At 45.5% G+C, this 18,361-nt stretch carries 16 protein-coding genes; 11 read left to right on the top strand and 5 right to left on the bottom strand.

The annotated features are described in order from the left end of the window. Positions 1-109 precede the first annotated feature (109 nt). The 9 genes from E0D71_RS13545 to E0D71_RS13505 all read left to right on the top strand — a co-directional run bounded on the left by E0D71_RS13545 (position 110) and on the right by E0D71_RS13505 (position 10,887). Positions 110-1,438, top strand: a complete 1,329-nt coding sequence (locus E0D71_RS13545; RefSeq protein ID WP_133003847.1) for a cytosine permease — start codon at positions 110-112, stop codon at positions 1,436-1,438. Beyond that, positions 1,435-2,574 (top strand): DUF917 domain-containing protein, encoded by a 1,140-nt coding sequence (locus tag E0D71_RS13540; protein WP_133003846.1) that lies wholly within the window; start codon positions 1,435-1,437, stop codon positions 2,572-2,574. The genes E0D71_RS13545 and E0D71_RS13540 overlap by 4 nt, the downstream gene beginning before the upstream one ends. Beyond that, entirely contained in the window at positions 2,571-4,130 is a 1,560-nt protein-coding gene (locus E0D71_RS13535) for a hydantoinase/oxoprolinase family protein (protein WP_133003845.1), read from the top strand. Before E0D71_RS13540 ends, E0D71_RS13535 begins: the two co-directional genes overlap by 4 nt. 314 nt (positions 4,131-4,444) lie before the next feature. Next, positions 4,445-5,470: a LacI family DNA-binding transcriptional regulator gene (locus E0D71_RS13530; RefSeq protein WP_165943005.1), complete on the top strand. Its 1,026-nt coding sequence runs from the start codon at positions 4,445-4,447 to the stop codon at positions 5,468-5,470. A gap of 53 nt (positions 5,471-5,523) precedes the next feature. Next, complete coding sequence (locus tag E0D71_RS13525) at positions 5,524-6,783, top strand: ABC transporter substrate-binding protein (protein WP_133003843.1); 1,260 nt, start codon at positions 5,524-5,526, stop codon at positions 6,781-6,783. 75 nt (positions 6,784-6,858) lie between these two features. Beyond that, positions 6,859-7,707 (top strand): sugar ABC transporter permease, encoded by an 849-nt coding sequence (locus tag E0D71_RS13520; protein ID WP_133003842.1) that lies wholly within the window; start codon positions 6,859-6,861, stop codon positions 7,705-7,707. Beyond that, positions 7,704-8,564, top strand: a complete 861-nt coding sequence (locus E0D71_RS13515) for a carbohydrate ABC transporter permease (protein WP_207923408.1) — start codon at positions 7,704-7,706, stop codon at positions 8,562-8,564. The genes E0D71_RS13520 and E0D71_RS13515 overlap by 4 nt, the downstream gene beginning before the upstream one ends. Before the next feature lie 47 nt (positions 8,565-8,611). Next, complete coding sequence (locus E0D71_RS13510; protein ID WP_133003841.1) at positions 8,612-9,625, top strand: ABC transporter ATP-binding protein; 1,014 nt, start codon at positions 8,612-8,614, stop codon at positions 9,623-9,625. Further along, a complete protein-coding gene (locus E0D71_RS13505) occupies positions 9,622-10,887 on the top strand; it encodes a trehalase family glycosidase (RefSeq protein ID WP_133003840.1) in 1,266 nt (421 codons plus the stop codon). Before E0D71_RS13510 ends, E0D71_RS13505 begins: the two co-directional genes overlap by 4 nt. 104 nt (positions 10,888-10,991) lie before the next feature. On the opposite strand, the gene E0D71_RS13500 is transcribed toward E0D71_RS13505, so the two are convergent. Beyond that, complete coding sequence (locus E0D71_RS13500) at positions 10,992-12,032, bottom strand: nucleoside recognition domain-containing protein (RefSeq protein ID WP_207923407.1); 1,041 nt, start codon at positions 12,030-12,032, stop codon at positions 10,992-10,994. Positions 12,033-12,163: 131 nt separating this feature from the next. Here E0D71_RS13500 and E0D71_RS13495 point away from each other — a divergent pair, with 131 nt between their 5' ends. Further along, on the top strand, positions 12,164-12,637 hold the full coding sequence (locus tag E0D71_RS13495; protein WP_133003839.1) for an Lrp/AsnC family transcriptional regulator: 474 nt from the start codon (positions 12,164-12,166) through the stop codon (positions 12,635-12,637). 302 nt (positions 12,638-12,939) lie between these two features. Then, the gene (locus tag E0D71_RS13490; RefSeq protein WP_207923406.1) at positions 12,940-14,505 is read left to right on the top strand and encodes a sensor domain-containing diguanylate cyclase; all 1,566 of its coding nucleotides are present in this window, start codon (positions 12,940-12,942) and stop codon (positions 14,503-14,505) included. Positions 14,506-14,723: 218 nt separating this feature from the next. Here E0D71_RS13490 and E0D71_RS13485 read toward each other — a convergent pair whose 3' ends face one another. The 4 genes from E0D71_RS13485 to ligA are packed head-to-tail and all read right to left on the bottom strand — an operon-like array spanning position 14,724 to position 18,271. Next, positions 14,724-16,169 carry an aldehyde dehydrogenase gene (locus E0D71_RS13485; RefSeq protein WP_133003837.1) on the bottom strand — a complete coding sequence of 482 codons (1,446 nt, stop codon included), beginning with the start codon at positions 16,167-16,169 and terminating at the stop codon, positions 14,724-14,726. 42 nt (positions 16,170-16,211) lie between these two features. Then, positions 16,212-16,997: a coniferyl-alcohol dehydrogenase gene (locus tag E0D71_RS13480; RefSeq protein WP_133003836.1), complete on the bottom strand. Its 786-nt coding sequence runs from the start codon at positions 16,995-16,997 to the stop codon at positions 16,212-16,214. Between the two features lie 30 nt (positions 16,998-17,027). Further along, positions 17,028-17,873, bottom strand: a complete 846-nt coding sequence (locus E0D71_RS13475) for a class III extradiol dioxygenase subunit beta (RefSeq protein ID WP_133003835.1) — start codon at positions 17,871-17,873, stop codon at positions 17,028-17,030. Further along, positions 17,873-18,271 (bottom strand): protocatechuate 4,5-dioxygenase subunit alpha, encoded by a 399-nt coding sequence (gene ligA / locus E0D71_RS13470; RefSeq protein ID WP_133003834.1) that lies wholly within the window; start codon positions 18,269-18,271, stop codon positions 17,873-17,875. The genes E0D71_RS13475 and ligA overlap by 1 nt, the downstream gene beginning before the upstream one ends. Positions 18,272-18,361 lie beyond the last annotated feature (90 nt).

The raw sequence follows: 18,361 nt of genomic DNA, 5'->3' as shown, positions 1-18,361 counted from the left end.
ATTTACATCTCTTTTTTCAAATGTTTGCATTCAATAATATTCATTTATTCAAATGTGACAAGCTGTTAGTTTTTATTTGCTTTATTTATGAACAATTCAGGGGCGTAAGATGAAAAATACACACAATAAACAGAAAATTGACGATTTTGAATTAGAGCCCGTTCCTCTGAATGCCAAGAGGTCATGGTATGTCATTAGTTTGATCTGGCTGGCCATCGGCATTGATGTGTCAGGGCTGTTTCTTGGTGCGCTATTGAGTCAGGGGCTGAGTGTCTACAACGCACTTCTGGCGACCTTTATTGGCTCTTCGATTCTGGCGCTCCTTGCCATGCTGTGTGCCAACATTGGTTTTCAATCGTCGGTGTCGACCTCGTTAATGAGCAGTACTGTGTTTGGGCGTTATGGTGGTAAGGCGCTGGGGGCCATTAATGGTATTTCTTTGGTTGGCTGGTTTGCGTTTCAGACGGATTTTTTTGCACACATATTAGTCGCTTCTCTGGATAAATACGGCATTGTTATTTCGAACTTAAGTGCGTTGATCTTTGGCGCCTTGCTCATGATGATCACCGCGATTTATGGCGTTCGTGCATTGGGTAAACTGAGTGCATATTCAGTGCCTTTAATGGTGACCCTGATTACCGTCGGCCTTTATATGGCGTCGAGTCACAGCAGCGTTGTTGAAGAACCTATCCGTTCTCCGCTTTCTATGGGGCAGGCGATTTCTTATGTTATGTCCATTTGGATTCTTGCCGCGGTTGCCGCCCCTGATATTTCTCGTTATGCCAAAACCCGTAAAGACGCCATCTTAGGCGCAGGCTTTGGCTTCTTGTTTGGTAACAGTGCCACCTTGGTGGTGGCAATCTTGCTTTTGCGCATGACAGGCTCAACCAGCTTGGTGGATGTGTTCTTTGGCTTGGGTCTGGGTGTTGCCGCTATTTTTATTATTGTGTTTGCGCAATGGACCACCAACAGCAGCAATCTGGTGTCTGGCTCCCTCGGGTTATCCGTGGTCTTTCCGAATGTTCCACGTCCGATTCTTGTGGTGGTAATGACGGCCATTGGCGTGGTGATAGCGCAATTGGGCATGATTGAGTATTTCACTTCATTTTTAACCTTGTTAGGCGTCGTGATTGCACCTTCGGCGGGTGTGTATCTCGCGCAATATTACTTTTTAGACCGTAGCGTGATGAGCTTTGAACGCACGCAAACTGCGCCTAATTGGTTACTAAAAGGGCTTATCTCATGGTTTTTTGGGTGTGTGGTTAGCGCCTGCACCGCCACTGAGTTTTTAGGTCTTTTCTCTATTACTAGCATTTCTGCTGTTGATGGCATCTTGGCCTCTCTTGTCGCTTACATAGTGTTAATGACATTTTCTAATTTAAGAAAACCCGCAGAACTAAGACAACCAACTGAATTAAGAAAGGAAAACCGTCCATGATTATTAATGATCAAATGATTGATGACATCGCGATTGGCGCTACCGTATTGGGTACCGGTGGTGGCGGGGACCCTTACAGTGGTTCATTAATGGCCAAAGTGGCGATTGCTAATGCGGCCCAGCCGGTTGAATTGATTTCGTTAGACAGTGTTGAAGACGATTGGGTTGTAGTGCCTTCGTCTATGATTGGCGCGCCAACGGTAGCGATTGAGAAATTAAACTCACAAAATCAAATGTTAGTGGCCTTCGAGGCGATGGAAAAAGAAATGGGAGGCAGCATAGCGGCGACTTTTCCTATTGAAATTGGGGGTGGCAATTCATTGATCCCTATTTTAGTGGCGGCCAGCAAAGGCATTCCTGTGATTGACTGTGATGCCATGGGGCGGGCTTTCCCTGAGTCACAAATGGTCACTTTTTACTTGGATGATTTGCCTTCTGCGCCAAACACATTGGCCGATGAGAAAGGCAATGTGGTGACATTACAGCCTATCGATGGACTTTGGGCTGAGCATTTTGCTCGTGCCATTACTGAAAAAATGGGCGGCTCTGCGGCCATATGCGATTACCCCATGTTGGGCGTTAATTTAAAGCAAAGTGCGTTGGGTGGCACTTTAACCAAATCGATCAAGATTGGTAAAGCAATTCGAGAAGCCAATGAAACCGGCCAAAATGCAACGCAAGCTGTGCTTGATATTGTGGGCGGTCATCGGGTTATTAGTGGAAAAATCACCGATATTGAGCGTAATACTGGCGGTGGTTTTGTGACTGGGAATGTGGTCATTGAACCGCTAAAAAGTCCATCAACTCAGGAAGCCGGCAGTGTTTGTGTGCACTTTCAAAACGAATTGCTATTGGCGCACAAAGGCAGATCTGCTGCGGATATTAACGATGAAAATTTATTGGCCAGCACGCCAGATTTGATCTCCATATTGGATTATGAAACAGGCCATCCGATTACCACAGATCAACTTCGTTATGGTCAACGAGTCGATTTGATTGCTTACCCTTGTGATGAAAAGTGGCGCACGCCAAAAGGCATTGAAGTGGTCGGTCCTGGTTACTTTGGTTACCACGTCAGCTATACACCTATTGATGTTCTTGCACAAAAAATTCGCCTTGAAGGAGCACAAAAATGACCATTAATTACCGACTAGGCATAGACGTTGGCGGCACCAATACGGATGGCGTTCTGCTGGATAATTCGCTTAATTGTGTGGCGAAAGTAAAAGTCTCTACCACGCTTGATATCTCCACTGGCATTGATAATGCCGTAGCGGCCTTGCTAACAGGTGCTGGCATAACGGGCGCGCAAATTAAGCACGCGATGCTGGGAACCACACAGTGTACGAATGCCATTGTTGAAAAACGCGGTCTGGACAGGGTGGGCATGATTCGCTTGGCCTTGCCCAGCGGTAGCGCGATTCCACCCCTTAGCGGCTGGAGCCAATCTTGGAAGGATTTATTGGGTGAACATTTTTACGAAGCCCATGGCGGTTATGAGTACGATGGCCAGAAGATTGCTGAAATAAACGAAGCCGAAATTCGAGATATTTGCGCCAAAATGAGAGGACATGTCGACGCTATCGCGGTGTGCGGCGTTTTCTCGCCAGTCAATGGTGAGCAGGAGTTGACCGTGGCCAACTGGGTGTCAGAAGAAATGCCGGATATGGACATTTCTCTTTCCCATAAAGTAGGCAGTTTGGGGATCTTAGAGCGCGAAAACGCGACCATCTTAAATGCGGCATTGCAAGGCACGGCAAAACGCTTTGTAAATGGTTTTTGCCAAGCGCTCGATAAGCATGGAATCCAGGTTACGCCGTATTTTGGTCAGAATGATGGCACCTTGATGTCCAAAGAATTTGCGCTTAAATACCCAATATTAACCGTAGCCTGTGGGCCGACGAATTCGATTCGTGGTGCCAGCCATTTAACCAAGCTGACAGACGCTATTGTGGTGGATGTGGGCGGTACTACGTCTGATATCGGTGTGTTAATGCACGGCTATCCAAGAGAGTCGAGCCTTTCTGTGTCGTTGGGGGAGGTGAGAACGAATTTTCGCATGCCTGACATTCTTGCTATTGCCATCGGTGGGGGTACTCGAGTGAATTTTGAAGAGGGTGAACCGGTACTTGGACCAGAAAGTGTGGGCCACCAAATTACCGAAAAGGCTCTGAGTTTTGGCGGTGAAGTACTGACTTTGACAGACGTGGCGCTGGCGCTTGATGTCATGACTTGGTCAGGTGCGCAGCAGCAAGGATCGATTGATCTGGACCCGCAAAAAGCACGCAAAATTTACGCAAAAATGCTGGTAACGGTGGAAGACGCCATTGATAAAATGAAAACCTCAGCGGAAAAGGTGCCGGTTATCTTGGTGGGTGGTGGCAGCGCTTTGCTCCCTGATCATTTTGAGGGGGCGAGCCGAGTGGTGCGGCCTGAGCATTTTGAAGTCGCAAATGCGATTGGCGTGGCGCTCGGTGAAATTTCAGGGCAGCTCGACCGAATTGTTTCTATCGAGCCTACGAAGCGCGCCACTGAGATTGCACGATTGGAAGAAGAAGCCAAGGCGATTGCGATAGAGGCCGGCTCATGCCCACAAAGCGTCTCTATCATAGAGAGAAGTGAGATTCCGTTGAGTTATCTCAAAGGCAATATGGTGCACATTAAAATCAAAGCAGCGGGCAAAATGTTGTAGCTTCGCCTTCGCACGATTGTTCTTCTATTGAGTTGTGTTTTTGCATCGCACTATGGGTCATAACTGGCACATAGTGCGATCTTGTTTCTGCTGGCTGTGCAGGCCGCTTCTGAATGATCCCCCCTGTTTATCCTCTTGTTTTCTTCCTGTTCTGTTGCTTAAAACCCAGAGGACATCGCGCTTTTTGGCCTTCTATAGTCAATAAAAAGAAAAAACAATTGAAGACCCGAAACGTTTTGGTTTATATTTATCCAAATCGTTTCGGGTCATCATTGATAGGCCTTCACATGCGCATAATAAAAACGAATAAATTGATGAAAAAAAAACCGACACTGAAATCCATAGCAGAATATTTGAATATATCGGTGACCACAGTATCCCGAGCTTTGTCTGGCTATGACGATGTAAGTCCGAATACTCGCCGTCAAGTTGAAGAGGCGGTGGCTACCCTTGGCTATGTTCCCAACCTAGCGGCTCGTCGGCTCGTGACGGGGAAAAGTGATGCTATTGGCATCTTGTTGCCCGTTTCCTACGGCGACATGAGAGATCACTTCTTAAGTCACTTCCTACTGCATTTCGGTCGTTCCCTGCATACCCACAATCCCAACTTAGACTTAATCGTTTCTTATGCCCCAGAAGGTGAAGAAGAGCTGTCAACCTATCAGCGATTTATTGATAGCCAACGGGTGGACGCTTTTGTTGTGATGCGTACCAGAAAAGACGATGCACGGGTGAACTTGTTGTTGGAGAACAAGGTGCCGTTTGTGACTCACGGACGGACCTTAAGCTCTGAAAAGCATAATTGGATAGATACAGATGCCATTTCAGGGTTTGAGTTTGCGACTCAGAGCTTGATTGATAAAGGCCATAAAAAGATTGTTTTAATGAACCTTCCAGAACGGATGTACACCTCTGATCTGCGTCTGGAAGGTTATATGAACGCCATGAACAAAGCAGGTTTAACGCCTGATGTGTTCGTGACGGAGGTGTCCGATAACATTCCGCACCGCCTCTCCTTGGAATTACTGAAAAGCCAGAACGCACCAACTGGCTTTATCTGTGCTTCCGATGTTATTGCCCATGAAGTCGTGAAAGCCGCCAAAGAGCTAGGCATCGACCCATGTGCAGACATCAATGTAATTGGTTGCGATGACCTGCCGGTATCCACTTTGGGTGATCCAACTATTTCAACGCTAAAGTCGTCTTTTGAAGATCATAGCAATGCCATTATTTCTATCTTACAAGCTGAGATGAATGGCCATCTCACCGTGCCCAGAAATAAGCTAATTAACTATGAGCTGATAGAGCGTCAAACGAGTGAAAATAAAAATATTAGCTAAGTTTTTGATAAAGAAACTAGACTTAATATAAGAATAAAAAAGAGGAAAAATGTATGTTAAAAAAAATAATATTACCAATATTATTAGGGTCCTCTATCGCTTCGGCGAGTGAGGTTGTCTTTTATTCAACTCAAGCGAACCCGCTCAAAGAAGCGGACGCAATGCGAAATGACGTGTTAATCGACTATGATGGAAATGTTAAATTTCTTCCACAAGAAGCTGGCCCGTTTTTTTCTCGGATACAAGCAGAGTCTCGTACCAACTCAGTGACACTGGGTGTATTAGGGGCATTGCATGGTCAGTTCCCTCAGATTCAGGACGCGTTAGACCCTGTTGATGATGTACTGGCTCAACTGCCTAAGGTCAGCGCCAACACGGCCATTACCAAGCTGGGTAAGCTGGGTACAGACCATCAAAAATACATCCCTTGGATGCAAGCTACCTACATTATGGCGGCGAACAAAAAGGCACTGCCTTATTTGCCTAAAGGCGCCAACATCAATGCTTTAACCTATGACCAACTGGCGCAATGGGCCATCAACCTTACCAAAGCGACAGGCAGTCCGAAGCTTGGTTTCCCAGCTGGTGAGAAAGGCCTAATGCACCGCTTTATTCAAGGTTACCTTTACCCTTCGTTCACCCACTCCGTGGTGACTGATTTTCGTGGTAAAGACGCGCAAGAAATGTGGGCTTATTTTCGTAGCCTTTGGAAGAATGTTAACCCTCGTTCCACCGCGTATAACTTGATGCAAGAGCCTTTGTTAACTGGCGAAGTATGGGTTGCTTTTGATCATACGGCTCGTCTTAAAGGGGCATTTGATCAAAAACCAAATGACTTTGTTGCGTTTCCCGCACCTGCAGGAAAATACGGTCGAGGTTTTATGCCGGTTATTGCAGGCCTAGCCATTCCTAAGAACACGCCAGACCGAGCGGCGTCTGTCAGCTTAATCAAATACTTGTCTCGTCCTGATATTCAAGTAAAAACCTTGAAAGCCACAGGCTTTTATCCGGTTGTAGATGTGGCTCTGCCAGAGGATCTTCCTGCCAATGTTCGTATCGCGGGCAAAGCCATTGCGCTTCAAGCTAATGCGCCAGATGCATTGCCGTCGATTTTACCGGTAGGACTTGGGAACTTGAGTGGGCAATTCAATAAAGTTTACCAAGACACCTTCCAGCAAATCATTCTGCGTAATGCGGACATCGACAAAGTACTTAATCGTCAGGCAAAAAGGCTGAGAACGCTGATTAATCGAGCCAAAGCACCTTGCTGGGCGCCCGATAAAGCGAGTGATGGCCCTTGTCCAATTAACTGATTTCTCGCTTTCTGGTCTGCCTCTAGGCTGTTGCAGACCAGCTATGAAATTATTTAAAAGAAATCAGGATTTGTTATGAATAAAAAATATTACCCTTATGTTTTAATTGCGCCAAGCGTATTGTTTTTATTGATTTTTTTCGTATATCCATTCATTGAAGTGTTCGTTCAGGCCTTCACTTCGTCAGATGGTCATGTTGGTTTAAGCAACTTTGAAAATATCTTTACTGACTATAATTTTCTTCCCTCTTTGAAAAACACCTTGCTGCTTGCCTTGGTGGTTGTCCCTGTGCAGTTGTGCATGGCGGTCGGTATGTCATTGATGATTTCGAAAATGAAGAAAGGTCGTGACACTGTTTTGTATATTTTGACCATTCCTTTGGGTGTGTCGGATCTTGCTGCCGGTATTATCTGGTTGGCGATTTTGGATCAAAACGGTTTCTTAAACAGTTTCTTGTTCTCGATTGGTGTCATTGATCAGCCAGAAAGTTGGTTGAACTATCAAAACCCTATCATTATTTTCACCGCTGTTGTGGTGGCCGAAATCTGGCGTGCGACGGCGATTCTTTTGGTTATTTTGGTGTCCGGTATCGGTCTTATTCCGAAAGAATACTACGAAGCCGCTGAAATTTTTGGCGCGAATTCGTGGGTTCGTTTGTGGAAGGTGACATTGCCTTTGTTACGTCCAAGTTTGCAAACAGCACTGATCCTACGAACCTTATTGGCGTTCGAAGTGTTTGCTGTTGTCATGCTGTTAGGGGGCTCCAATATGCCTGTATTAATGGGAGAAACCTTTAATTGGGCCTTTAATTACCAAGATGCCGGCGCAGCGTCTGCCTATGCCGTGGTTATCCTAGCCCTTTCTATTGTCTTTACGCTGTTTTATCTAAGAGTGTTGCGTGTTCCTAAAGGGGCTAGAATATGAGCGATTTAAGTTACGATGAAATCTTGGAAAAAGAAGTCCGAGAGGTGAACAGAAAGAAGAAAATGTGGCGCTGGTTATTTTTGAGCAGTGTGGCGTTTCTTGTGTCTTGGATTCTGTTCCCCATCTATTTATTAGTGGTCAACTCCTTGAGTTCAGCGGACGTCATTAATGGCTTTCCTAAGAACTTCTGGCCTGCATTTGACATGGAAAGCCTGCACTTTTTCGTGAATTACTACGGTGTGCTAGGGGCGTTGAAAAACTCTTTAATCGCGGCCTTGTTCACCATGGTGATAGCGATTGGTCTAGGGACGCCAGCAGGCTACGCGTTAGCGCGCTTTGATTTTCGAGGCAAAGAAACCTTCAGAATGTTGATCTTGTTAACACGAGCGTTTCCAATGCCGTTGTTGGCGCTGCCATTGGCGGTGATTTTCATCAATGTTGGTCTGGACGATTCTTTGTTTGGCTTGTCTTTGGTGCACACGGCCTTGGCTTTGCCTTTCTCTGTGTTGATTACCTCCAGCTTGTTCCTTGGTATTCCTGTTGAGTTAGAAGAAGCAGCCTGGGTACTTGGTTGTAATCGCTGGCAGGCGTTCATGAAAGTTGTGATGCCATTAGCCTTGCCAGGTCTTACTGCGTCTGCTGTGTTTGCCTTTGTTATTTCGTGGAACGAAGTGTTTGCTGCCGCGGTGCTCACCGTAAACAACCAAACATTGACGGCCTTTTTGGTGCAAAGCCTTTCTACTTCTCCGGTAGAAGTGAAGTTTGCTGGTGGCTTGATTTTGATATTGCCAGCCATCCTATTTTTATTCGTTGTTAGAAAATATCTATTCAGTATGTGGGGGATTGCGAACCGTTAAGTCCGAGGTTTTTTCTTCACATTGATATTTATTTTTAGGAACTTGTTATGACCACTATTACCGTAGAAAACATTAAAAAATCCTTTGGTGATGCAGACATACTTAAATCTGTGTCACTCGATATTAAAGACCAAGAATTTACTGTTCTATTGGGGCCTTCAGGGTGTGGTAAGTCCACTTTGTTGCGCATCATTGCTGGGTTAGAAACACAAGACAGCGGTACGATTAAAATTGGTGATCGTGTTGTGTCACATTTACCGCCAAGAGAGCGTAATGTGGCCATGGTGTTTCAAAACTACGCTGTTTTCCCACATATGACGGTGTTTGAAAACATTGCTTTTGGCTTGCGCATGAAAAAAGCCCCAGAGAAAAAGATCAAAGAGAATGTAGAGCGTACCGCAGCCTTGATGCACATTGATCATTTGTTAAAGCGTTACTCTGGTCAGCTCTCTGGTGGTCAACGCCAACGTGTGGCTGTAGCCCGTGCGCTGGCTGTTGAACCAGATGTTCTCTTGATGGATGAACCCTTGTCCAACTTGGATGCCTTGTTGCGTTTGCAAATGCGTGCTGAGCTAAAATCGGTATTAGAAGCGTCTAAAACCACCACTGTGTATGTGACCCATGACCAAGTGGAAGCGATGAGTTTGGCCGACCGTATTGCGGTGATGAACTCAGGGCGTATTGATCAATACGATTTCCCTGATGAAATTTACAACAATCCAGCCACAGAATACGTGGGTAGCTTCATTGGTAATCCACCTATGAACTTTATTTCTCCTGACTTCCAAGTAGGCACAGTGCCTAACGGTGCTTTCCAGCTTGGTATTCGTCCAGAAGACTTCCATATCTCAAAAGAGCAAAGAGATAACTACTGGCCTATTACCGTGTTAACCCGTGAGAAATTAGGCTCTCATCAGCAACTGTCAGCTGAATTGAACGGCCAATTATTCCGCGTGAATATCCCAAATGAAATTGAAATAGAAAGCGGCAATACATTGTATTTAATGCCAAAAGAAGACAAAAAACGTTGGTACACTGAAGGTGGGAAAATTATTTTATGAGTAAGCTAGAGAACTTAGTCGCGCAAGCAAAAGGGATTTTACGCACCAATGATCTGGGTGGTTATACTGTTCCTACCAAAGGATTGTATCCATTTCAGTGGAATTGGGACGCAGGCGTCACTGCGTTAGGCTGGTTGTATGTTGATGAAGCTCGAGCATGGACTGAGTTTGATAAACTGTTTGAAGGCCAATGGGACAACGGCATGGTGCCTCATATCGTATTCCATCAAGAGTCTGACGATTATTTCCCAGGCCCTGATCAATGGAAAGTAGAGGGTAATCCACCGACTACTTCTATTTCTCAGCCGCCATTATTGGCGACCATGGTGCGAATTATCTATGAGCAAAGTAAGGACAAAGACCTTGCGCAGGCGAAATTAGACGCCTTGATGCCAAAACTGATTCGTTACCACGAATGGTGGTACCGAGAGCGTGATCCAGAAACAACCGGTTTGGTTTCCAGCTATCACCCTTGGGAATCTGGGATGGACAACAGCCCAGCATGGGATGATGTGTTGCAGCGTGTGCCACAGGTAACGCGTCCTTATCAGCGTCGTGATTTGAACCACGTAGATAGCAAACAGCGCCCATTGAAAGAGCAGTATGATCGTTATATTTATTTGGTGGATTTCTTTCGTGAAAACGATTTCGATTACCAAAAAATCTATCAAAACTGTCCTTTCCACACGCAAGACATCAGCTTAAATGCCGTGTTACAGCGTGCGACAATAGATTTGATTCACCTAAATACGCTGGCATCGACCCAGGTGGACATGTCTTCACTGGAAGCGTCCGTGAAAAAAGCAGAAGCGATTTTCCCAAGCTTATGGGACGCAGAGCGTCACTTGTTCTTGAACAGAGATCACGCGCTTGCTAAAACGATTCCGGTAAGCACATCGGGTGGCTTTATGCCGCTATACAGCTACTCAGCCAGCGCTGAACAAGCGGCTTTGATGGCAGAAGAAATCCAGAAATGGTTGGTGTTAGGACCAAGTGGTTTGGCGTCTACCTCGCCTCTAGAAAGCACATTTGATGCGAAGCGTTACTGGAGAGGGCCATCTTGGTTGCATATTAACTGGATGATTGCCGACGGTTTGAAGCATTACGGTTATGATGATGTGGCTGAACAATTGCGCCAAGCGTCACGAGCGATCATTGATCAATCCGGCTACTTTGAATACTTTGATCCAATTACGGGTGAAGGTTGTGGCGGTAAGGACTTCTCTTGGACAGCGGCCATTGCTTTGCATTGGTTACTATAAACAGCCAGACCACGCTTAATGTTTCTAGTTATTAAGCGCTAGGTGGCGGTGTAGTCCCACTTTATAAAGCCAGATGAACTCGGTTCATCTGGCTTTTCTTTTGGCTATACCAGCTCTTTGTTGGAGAGTGGTGGCGTCGATGGGGGCTGGTAAAGCCAAGCGTACTTTCTGCTAGACAGTAATGGAAGGAGACGGGCGAGCGCCACGATAATAACGATGGCAAAAACCAATCTTACCCATAATATTGAAAACAAATCCGCGCCTAATAACAGCATTAAAAGTGTGTCTTCGATAAGGCTATGGCATAAGCCTAGAAAAGCCATGGTTAAAAACACGTCCTGGTTATCAATGTGTCCTGTTTTGGCTTCTCGGATCAAAATACTGCCGCCAAAAGAAAGGCCGAGGGTTAAACCAACCACAATAATATTAGACGCTTTTGCCCCAATGCCTAATAAGCGGAGCAAAGGGGACAATAAAAAGTGAATGGCTTTTTCGATGCCAAGGTAATTCAACACTCGGATGGTTAAGGTAAGTGCGGCGATGATAACAAACGCCGCCACGAATGTTTGCCCTTGTAATAAAAACCAGCTGCTCCAGCTAGCGTCGCTGTTTTCGGGTATCCAAGCGGTGTTAATAGGCGTTTGTAACAGGGCAAATGCATCATAATAGTGGTGCAAGAGAAAGCCCAATAACATGGCACCGCCAATGCGCAATACAAGAGTAAACCTGAGTCTGGCGCCGACGGCTTTGGCAATCGCGGCCTCAATAGGCAGTCCGTGGGAAATGAGCATCATAGAGCACAAAACACTGACCTGTGCGACGCTCAGTTGGTCCATTCCTCCTAATTGGTAAAAAATGGCCATCGCCGTGTATAGATTACTGAAGATGGCGGTCACCCACACCAACCCCATTTCTCCGGGCAATCCTACCCAAATCATAATGGGGCTAATGGCGTTTCCTAAGGCGTTAATCCAACCTAGTAACTCAATCATTCTGACCACAAGTAAGATAGGGATCATGATTTTCACCAACCCCCAAAAAATCCGACACACATCCATTAGCCATCTGCCAATCTGATTGCGTTCGGCCTGTTGAGATAATGTGTGTAGACGACTCTGAATACGGTGCTGAAAGGAGCGGATCATTGCATTGCCTTATGAAAAATGATGAGCAAAAGTCAGGCAATAGAATATCAAATTGAGAATTAATTAATGCTTCTTATTGGGTATTTTGGAAACTATAATTTCTTATATTCATACTAAGAGAAATATAATTAATGAAGCTGCATCCTATCGACATTCGTATTTTAACTGAGCTGCAGCAAGATGCGGATCAAACCAATCTCTCTTTGGCGGAAAAAGTCGGCTTGTCAGCGCCAGCCTGTTTAAAACGAGTGCATAAACTCAAAGCCGAAGGAATTATTGAGCGAGTGGTGGCCGTGGTGTCCGCTCAAGCGCTAGGGCGTCGGTTAAATATGGTGGTAGAAGTTGAAATGACCAGTGATGATTTGATGCTGGCCAACCAGTTTATCGCTGCGATCAATCAATCCCCAGAAGTCAAACAATGCTACAAGGTGACAGGCAGCGTTGATTTTGTGTTAATCGTCAATGTGAGCGATATTTTTGAGTATGAAGCCTTTTGTCAGCGCGTTATATACGCACAACAAGGCATGAAAAAATTCACCACATTAATTAGTCTGCGCTGTACCAAATTTGATTTGTCCCAAGGGGGCTTGTCGTCTTTATCATAAAGTCGAAGCACAAGGGGATGAGCAAGAATGATGCATGACATCGCGATATAAAGCGTTTGCCATAAAAATAGTCATCAACGTGCTTTTTCGGCTTGAAAATCGGTTAGTATTACAATATTACGACAGAGGTTGTGTCTGCCTTTGCGGTCTTTATCACCCGTATTATTTACGTGAAAAAGTCAAAAACGAATGTGAAATTGCATAATATATCGGCTTACTCGGCGTTTTAACGCCTTATATTGCCCAATATGAATGACATTTTTCGCCATGAATACGTGTATCAAATAACAGGAAAAGTGACTTTGGGTACTTTGAAATACAATTTTCTAAAATTAAATAGGCTGATTTTGCTGTTGGCGCTAACGGCCACCATATTGACTTTTGTTAACAGTTTTTACTCTAACTATGAAGTGCAAAAAGAACAGCTTATTACTCAGCGCATTAGCGTGAATCAAGCTTATGCGCATAAATTAGCCGACACAACCGAAGTGTTTTTGAACTTATCGCGGCAGCAACTGGCTTATTCTGCGAACGGTTTAGGAACCAAGATGCACGATAAGACCTTTCTTGCTCGAGAGGCGAACCGCCTTAAATATCAAACAGACAGTTTTAATTCCGTTGTCATTAGTAATGCCACAGGCATGACGCAAGCGGCGTCGCCTGAAACACTAGGTTTGGTGGGTAAGCAGCTTAAATCAGCAGGCAGTCGAGAAGCGTTAGAAGAAAAGAGATCGCTGATTAGTAAGCCATATATCTCAACGATTAATAATTTATTGGTTTTTATTTCCACGCCGATATTTAGCCCAGAGCATGACTACCTTGGTTTTGTAGGGGGCACTATTTATCTTAAAAAACCCAATATTCTCCGTGAAATTCTAGGCGAACATTTTTATAGAAATGGTTCCTATATTTATGTGGTAGACAATACGAAGAAGATCTTATACCACCCGGATCAAGACAGAATCGGTACGATTGTAAAGAACAACACAGGCCTAGATGAAATCATTGCTAAAAAAGAAGGGGGCGTGTCCCTGCGCAACAGCAGAGGGATTGATATGCTGGCTGGCTACGCAACGATTCCGAGTACCGGTTGGACCATAATAACGCAAAGTCCTTTGGAATCTTCTTTGTTGCCTTTGACTGGCATTATGGAGCAGGTGATTTTAAAGACCTTACCAATGACGCTGGCGGTGTTTGTGTTTATCTGGCTATTTGCCCGCGCCATTTCTCACCCATTACGACAATTAGCGGACAAGGCCAAGACCCTTGATAACCCTGCGGTGAGTGAAGAAATTGAGCGTATTAACTCATGGTATGTGGAAAGTTCAAGCCTTAAAAAAGCCATTCTGAGTGGTGTAAAATTACTGCAAGTTCAAATCGGCCAACTGCGGCTGGACGCAGACACAGACCCTTTGACGGGGGCGAAGAACCGTCGGGCACTGCAATTTAAGCTTGAAGAGCTGGTCGCACAAGACAAAACGTTTTCTCTCTTGTCTGTGGATGTGGATTACTTCAAAAAAGTGAATGATACGTTCGGCCATAACGTCGGCGATGAAGTGCTTAAACAGCAAATTCAAATCATGAATCGCTTCTCTCGTAGTGAAGATATGGTCGCGAGGACAGGGGGGGAAGAGTTTGTATTATTGCTTAAAGAAACCTCTGTAGAAGACGCCTACTTGGTGGCGGAACGACTTAGGGAAGCGGTGGAAAAAGAAGAGTTTGAGACAGTAGGGCACATTACTGTCTCTATTGGCGTAGCAAGCTGGAGCAACCATTCGGTTCCCTTGAAAAAAGTGCTTATCTGTGTGGATGAAGCGCTTTATGAGGCCAAGAAACAAGGTCGTAATAGAACCATTGTTGCTGAATAGAATGGGGCTTGGGAAGGCCAGATAGAGTGGGGTAGACACTCCCCCCAACGGATGAAAAAGTCGTCTACTTGCTCGTTATTAAGCAACAAAAAAGCTCGTTATTAAGCAACAAAAAAGGCCTATTCTCAATCTTGATTGGGAATAGGCCTTTTGTCTATTTAGGATGAGAAACTATTTTAGGGTGAGAAAGTGACGGCGAATGCCGTGTCATTACTCACTTATAGTGGATAATGTTGCTCTGGGTTCTCAATAGTAATCCAGCGCACATCGGTAAATTCTGAAATGCCTGCTTGGCCACCAAAGCGTCCGTAACCAGATTCACCGACACCACCAAATGGAATTTGTGGCTCGTCAGAAACGGTAGCGCCATTAATGTGGCAAATACCGCTTTCTATTGCATTAGCACAGGCTAGCGCACGGTTGATATCTTGAGAAAACACCGCTGCGGATAAACCATATTCTGTGTCATTCGCAATGCGAATGGCTTCTTCATCGCCACTGACGCGGATGATGGATTTCACCGGGCCAAAGCTTTCTTCGTTAAAAATGCGCATGGTGTCGTTCACGCCATCGAGCAAGGTTGGTGAGAAAATCGCCCCATCACTGTCGCCACCACAAACAAGGGTAGCGCCTTTGGCAACCGCATCATTAATCAATGTGTGCATTTTTTCGCTTGCATCAGGGTTCACCAGTGAGCCTAGCGCGACCTTGTCCCTAGGGTTGCCCCAAGTGAGTTTGGCGGCACGAGCAACCAATTTCTCGACAAATTCATCGGCAATTTTTTCGTCTACGATCAAGCGTTCCGTCGACATACAGATTTGCCCTTGATTCATAAAAGAACCAAAAATCGCCGCGTTTACCGCACCATCAATATTGGCATCAGAGAGCACAACAAGTGGTGCTTTGCCGCCTAACTCCAGCAGTGCAGGCTTTAAATTTGCGCCTGCTAAACCACCGATAATACGGCCAATAGGGCTGGAACCAGTGAAGTTTACATGGCGTACTTCAGGGGCTTCAATCAAGGCTTTTACGATTGATGGCGCGTCTTTAGGGTCGTTGGATAACACATTAATAACGCCTTCAGGGATGCCCGCTTCCAAGAAGCAATCCACGATTAGACGCTGGGTTTGTGGGCAAAGTTCGGCGCTTTTAAGGATCACGGCATTACCACAGGCGATCGGCATAGCAACCGCGCGGGTGCCTAGAATAATAGGCGCATTCCACGGCGCTATCGCTAAGCAAACCCCCCTGGCTTTGCGTACTGATAAAGACAATATGCCGGGTTTATTAGACGGAATCACTTCCCCGCCAATCTGAGTGGTTAAAGACGCAGATTCGCGCAATACATCCACCGCCAACTTAACATTAAATCCAGCCCATACCGCGGTAGCACCGGTTTCTGTCATCATGGCATCAACGAATAAGCTGAGTTTTGACTCCATGATGTCAGCCGCTTTGTTTAATAAGCTGCGTCGTGTAGCTGGGCTGCTAAGAGACCATTTTTCAAAGGCTTGTTGTGCCGCTTTTACTGTTTTCTTGACGTCTTCTAGGGTGGCGGCGGCAGAGACAGACGCCACGTCACCGGTGACCGGATCAAATCGGGTGTATAGGTTGTTGTTCTGGGCAGAGCAGTCTTGTCCGCCAATACTTAATAAAACAGTCATATTATTGTCCTTATTCACTGATTATTCTGGTGTTACTTGAGTTTATAAGTTGAGTTTTTCAACCGTTTCGGCCGCCTCTAAACCACCGTCGGTTGAGATGTTATTACCATTGACCCATTTTGCGGCGTCGGAGCAAAGGAACAAAATGACCGGTGCTATGTCGTCTGGTGTGCCTGCACGTCCCACTCGGTTGATGTCTTTGCTGGCTTTTTCTTCACCTAGCACTTGACGGAATTGAGCGAGAATAGGGGTTTCTACAGGGCCTGGAGAGACGGCGTTGATGCGAATGCCTTTGTCTTTAAATTGTTTTTGCTGAGAGGCAATTTTATTCCAAACCAACAAAATTTCCTTAGAAATAGGGTAACCAAGCTGGTTTGGAATATCGAAATCTTTGATGACCTTATCGATATCAGGAAAACCATCGATACGGGCAATGGCGGACGCTCGTTCTGTGTTATCTCGCCAGCCAAATCCTGCCATGGAGGCAACGTTGATAATACTGCCGCCTGGACGCATTTTCAGTGCCGCACCTTCTGATAGGTTTTTCAAACCAAAAAAGTTAATTGCCAGTGTGATATTGGCACCCGCGATACCAGAAACACCTGCGACATTGCACAGCGCATCGATGTTTTCTGGCAAGGCGTCAAGAATAGCTGAGACACCCGCTTGGGTCGATAGGTCGCCTTGTATAAAAGTACCAATTGTTGTTTCAGGCTTGACCACATCGATACCGATGACATTAGCACCCATTTCAGACGCTAATTCAGCACAACGATGAGCGATACCACTAGCAACCCCTGTAATGACGATCGTTTTTCCTGCTAACATAATTTTTCTACCTTATTTATCAGTGGATGTTTACTTGTCTTTATTTTCCAATACAAGTAAGCCGTAATGTGTGTTGGAGACGGGGCAGTGTGTAAATCGATAGACTTGTTCGACATCCTCGTCTAATGCCCCTCGCATGATGAACCACATAATGGCTTCGATCCCTTCGGATCCAGTTTCACGCAGATATTCGGTGTGACTGGTGTGTTTGATTTTTTCGGGCGCTGAGACTAAGTCATCTAACCATTGCTCGTCATAATCCGCATTAATCAAGCCGGCTCGTTCGCCTTGTAATTGATGAGAAAGTCCGCCAGTGCCGAAGACGGCTACCTTGGTGTCTTTGGGGTAGGATTCCACGGCTTTGCGAATGGCTTTGCCTAAATTAAAGCAGCGATTTCCTGTCGGTTGAGGGTATTGAATAACATTGACGCACAGTGGGATGACCTCGCAAGGCCATTCTTCTGGCTGTCCAAACATAATAGAAAGCGGCACGGTAAGACCATGGTCAACGGGCATTTCATTAACGATGGTCATATCAAACTCATCCATGATTAATGATTCTGTAATGTGCCATGCCAGTTCAGGATTGCCTTTGACTACGGGCACTTTGCGTGGGCCATAACCTTCATCTGCGGGTTGAAATTCGGGCGCGACACCGATGGCAAAGGTGGAAATAGATTCCAGAGAAAACGCTGAGGCATGGTCGTTAAATACCACAATACAGACATCAGGTTTGACTTCTTCGATCCATTTTTTGGCAGGTTCCATGCCGTCAAAAACAGGTTTCCAATAGGCTTCTTGCGTCTTATTGTGATCAACGGCCGCACCAATGGCAGGGATATGAGAGGTGCCAACACCAGCAATGATTTTGCCCATTATTTTGTCTCCTTCTTACTTCGGTTGCCATCGATAGGGCGACCACCAGTGATCATCATGTGTTTGAATTCTTCTTCTGTCATGCCTGAGTCAGACATGGCCGCGCCTGCCGCTTGCATGGTCATGCCATCAAAAATAGCCAGTTTGAAGGTGTAATAGATGTTGCCGCCTAGGCGAAGCATTTCGAGCCAGTTGCGTTCTAAAAGGGCTTTTCGTTGTTCATTTGTGACTGGGAATTTTGCTAAATAAGCTTCTTCGTCTTTTCGGAATTCGTCACGATTCTCTTGCTTATTCAATGACATGCAAAACATGTTTAGGTAGTAACCCTTACGGTAATGGGTCCCGTCGAACACATAGGTTCCTGGAATGTCGTGATAGTCTCTTTCTTGGTCCGTCATCACTTTTCCTCAGCTTAAGATTGTATTTTTTATTGTTACCAGCCGTGCTAAGCCTTGAGTAAGCAAACGTCTGAGAGCGATGCCAGTATA

Origin of the sequence: Marinomonas sp. KMM3893 (genome assembly GCF_004352855.1) — a bacterium.
Classification (GTDB): Bacteria; Pseudomonadota; Gammaproteobacteria; order Pseudomonadales; family Marinomonadaceae; genus Marinomonas; species Marinomonas arenicola.
Note: the sequence above shows the minus strand (reverse complement) of the source record. Positions and strands in the feature narration are given on the sequence as shown.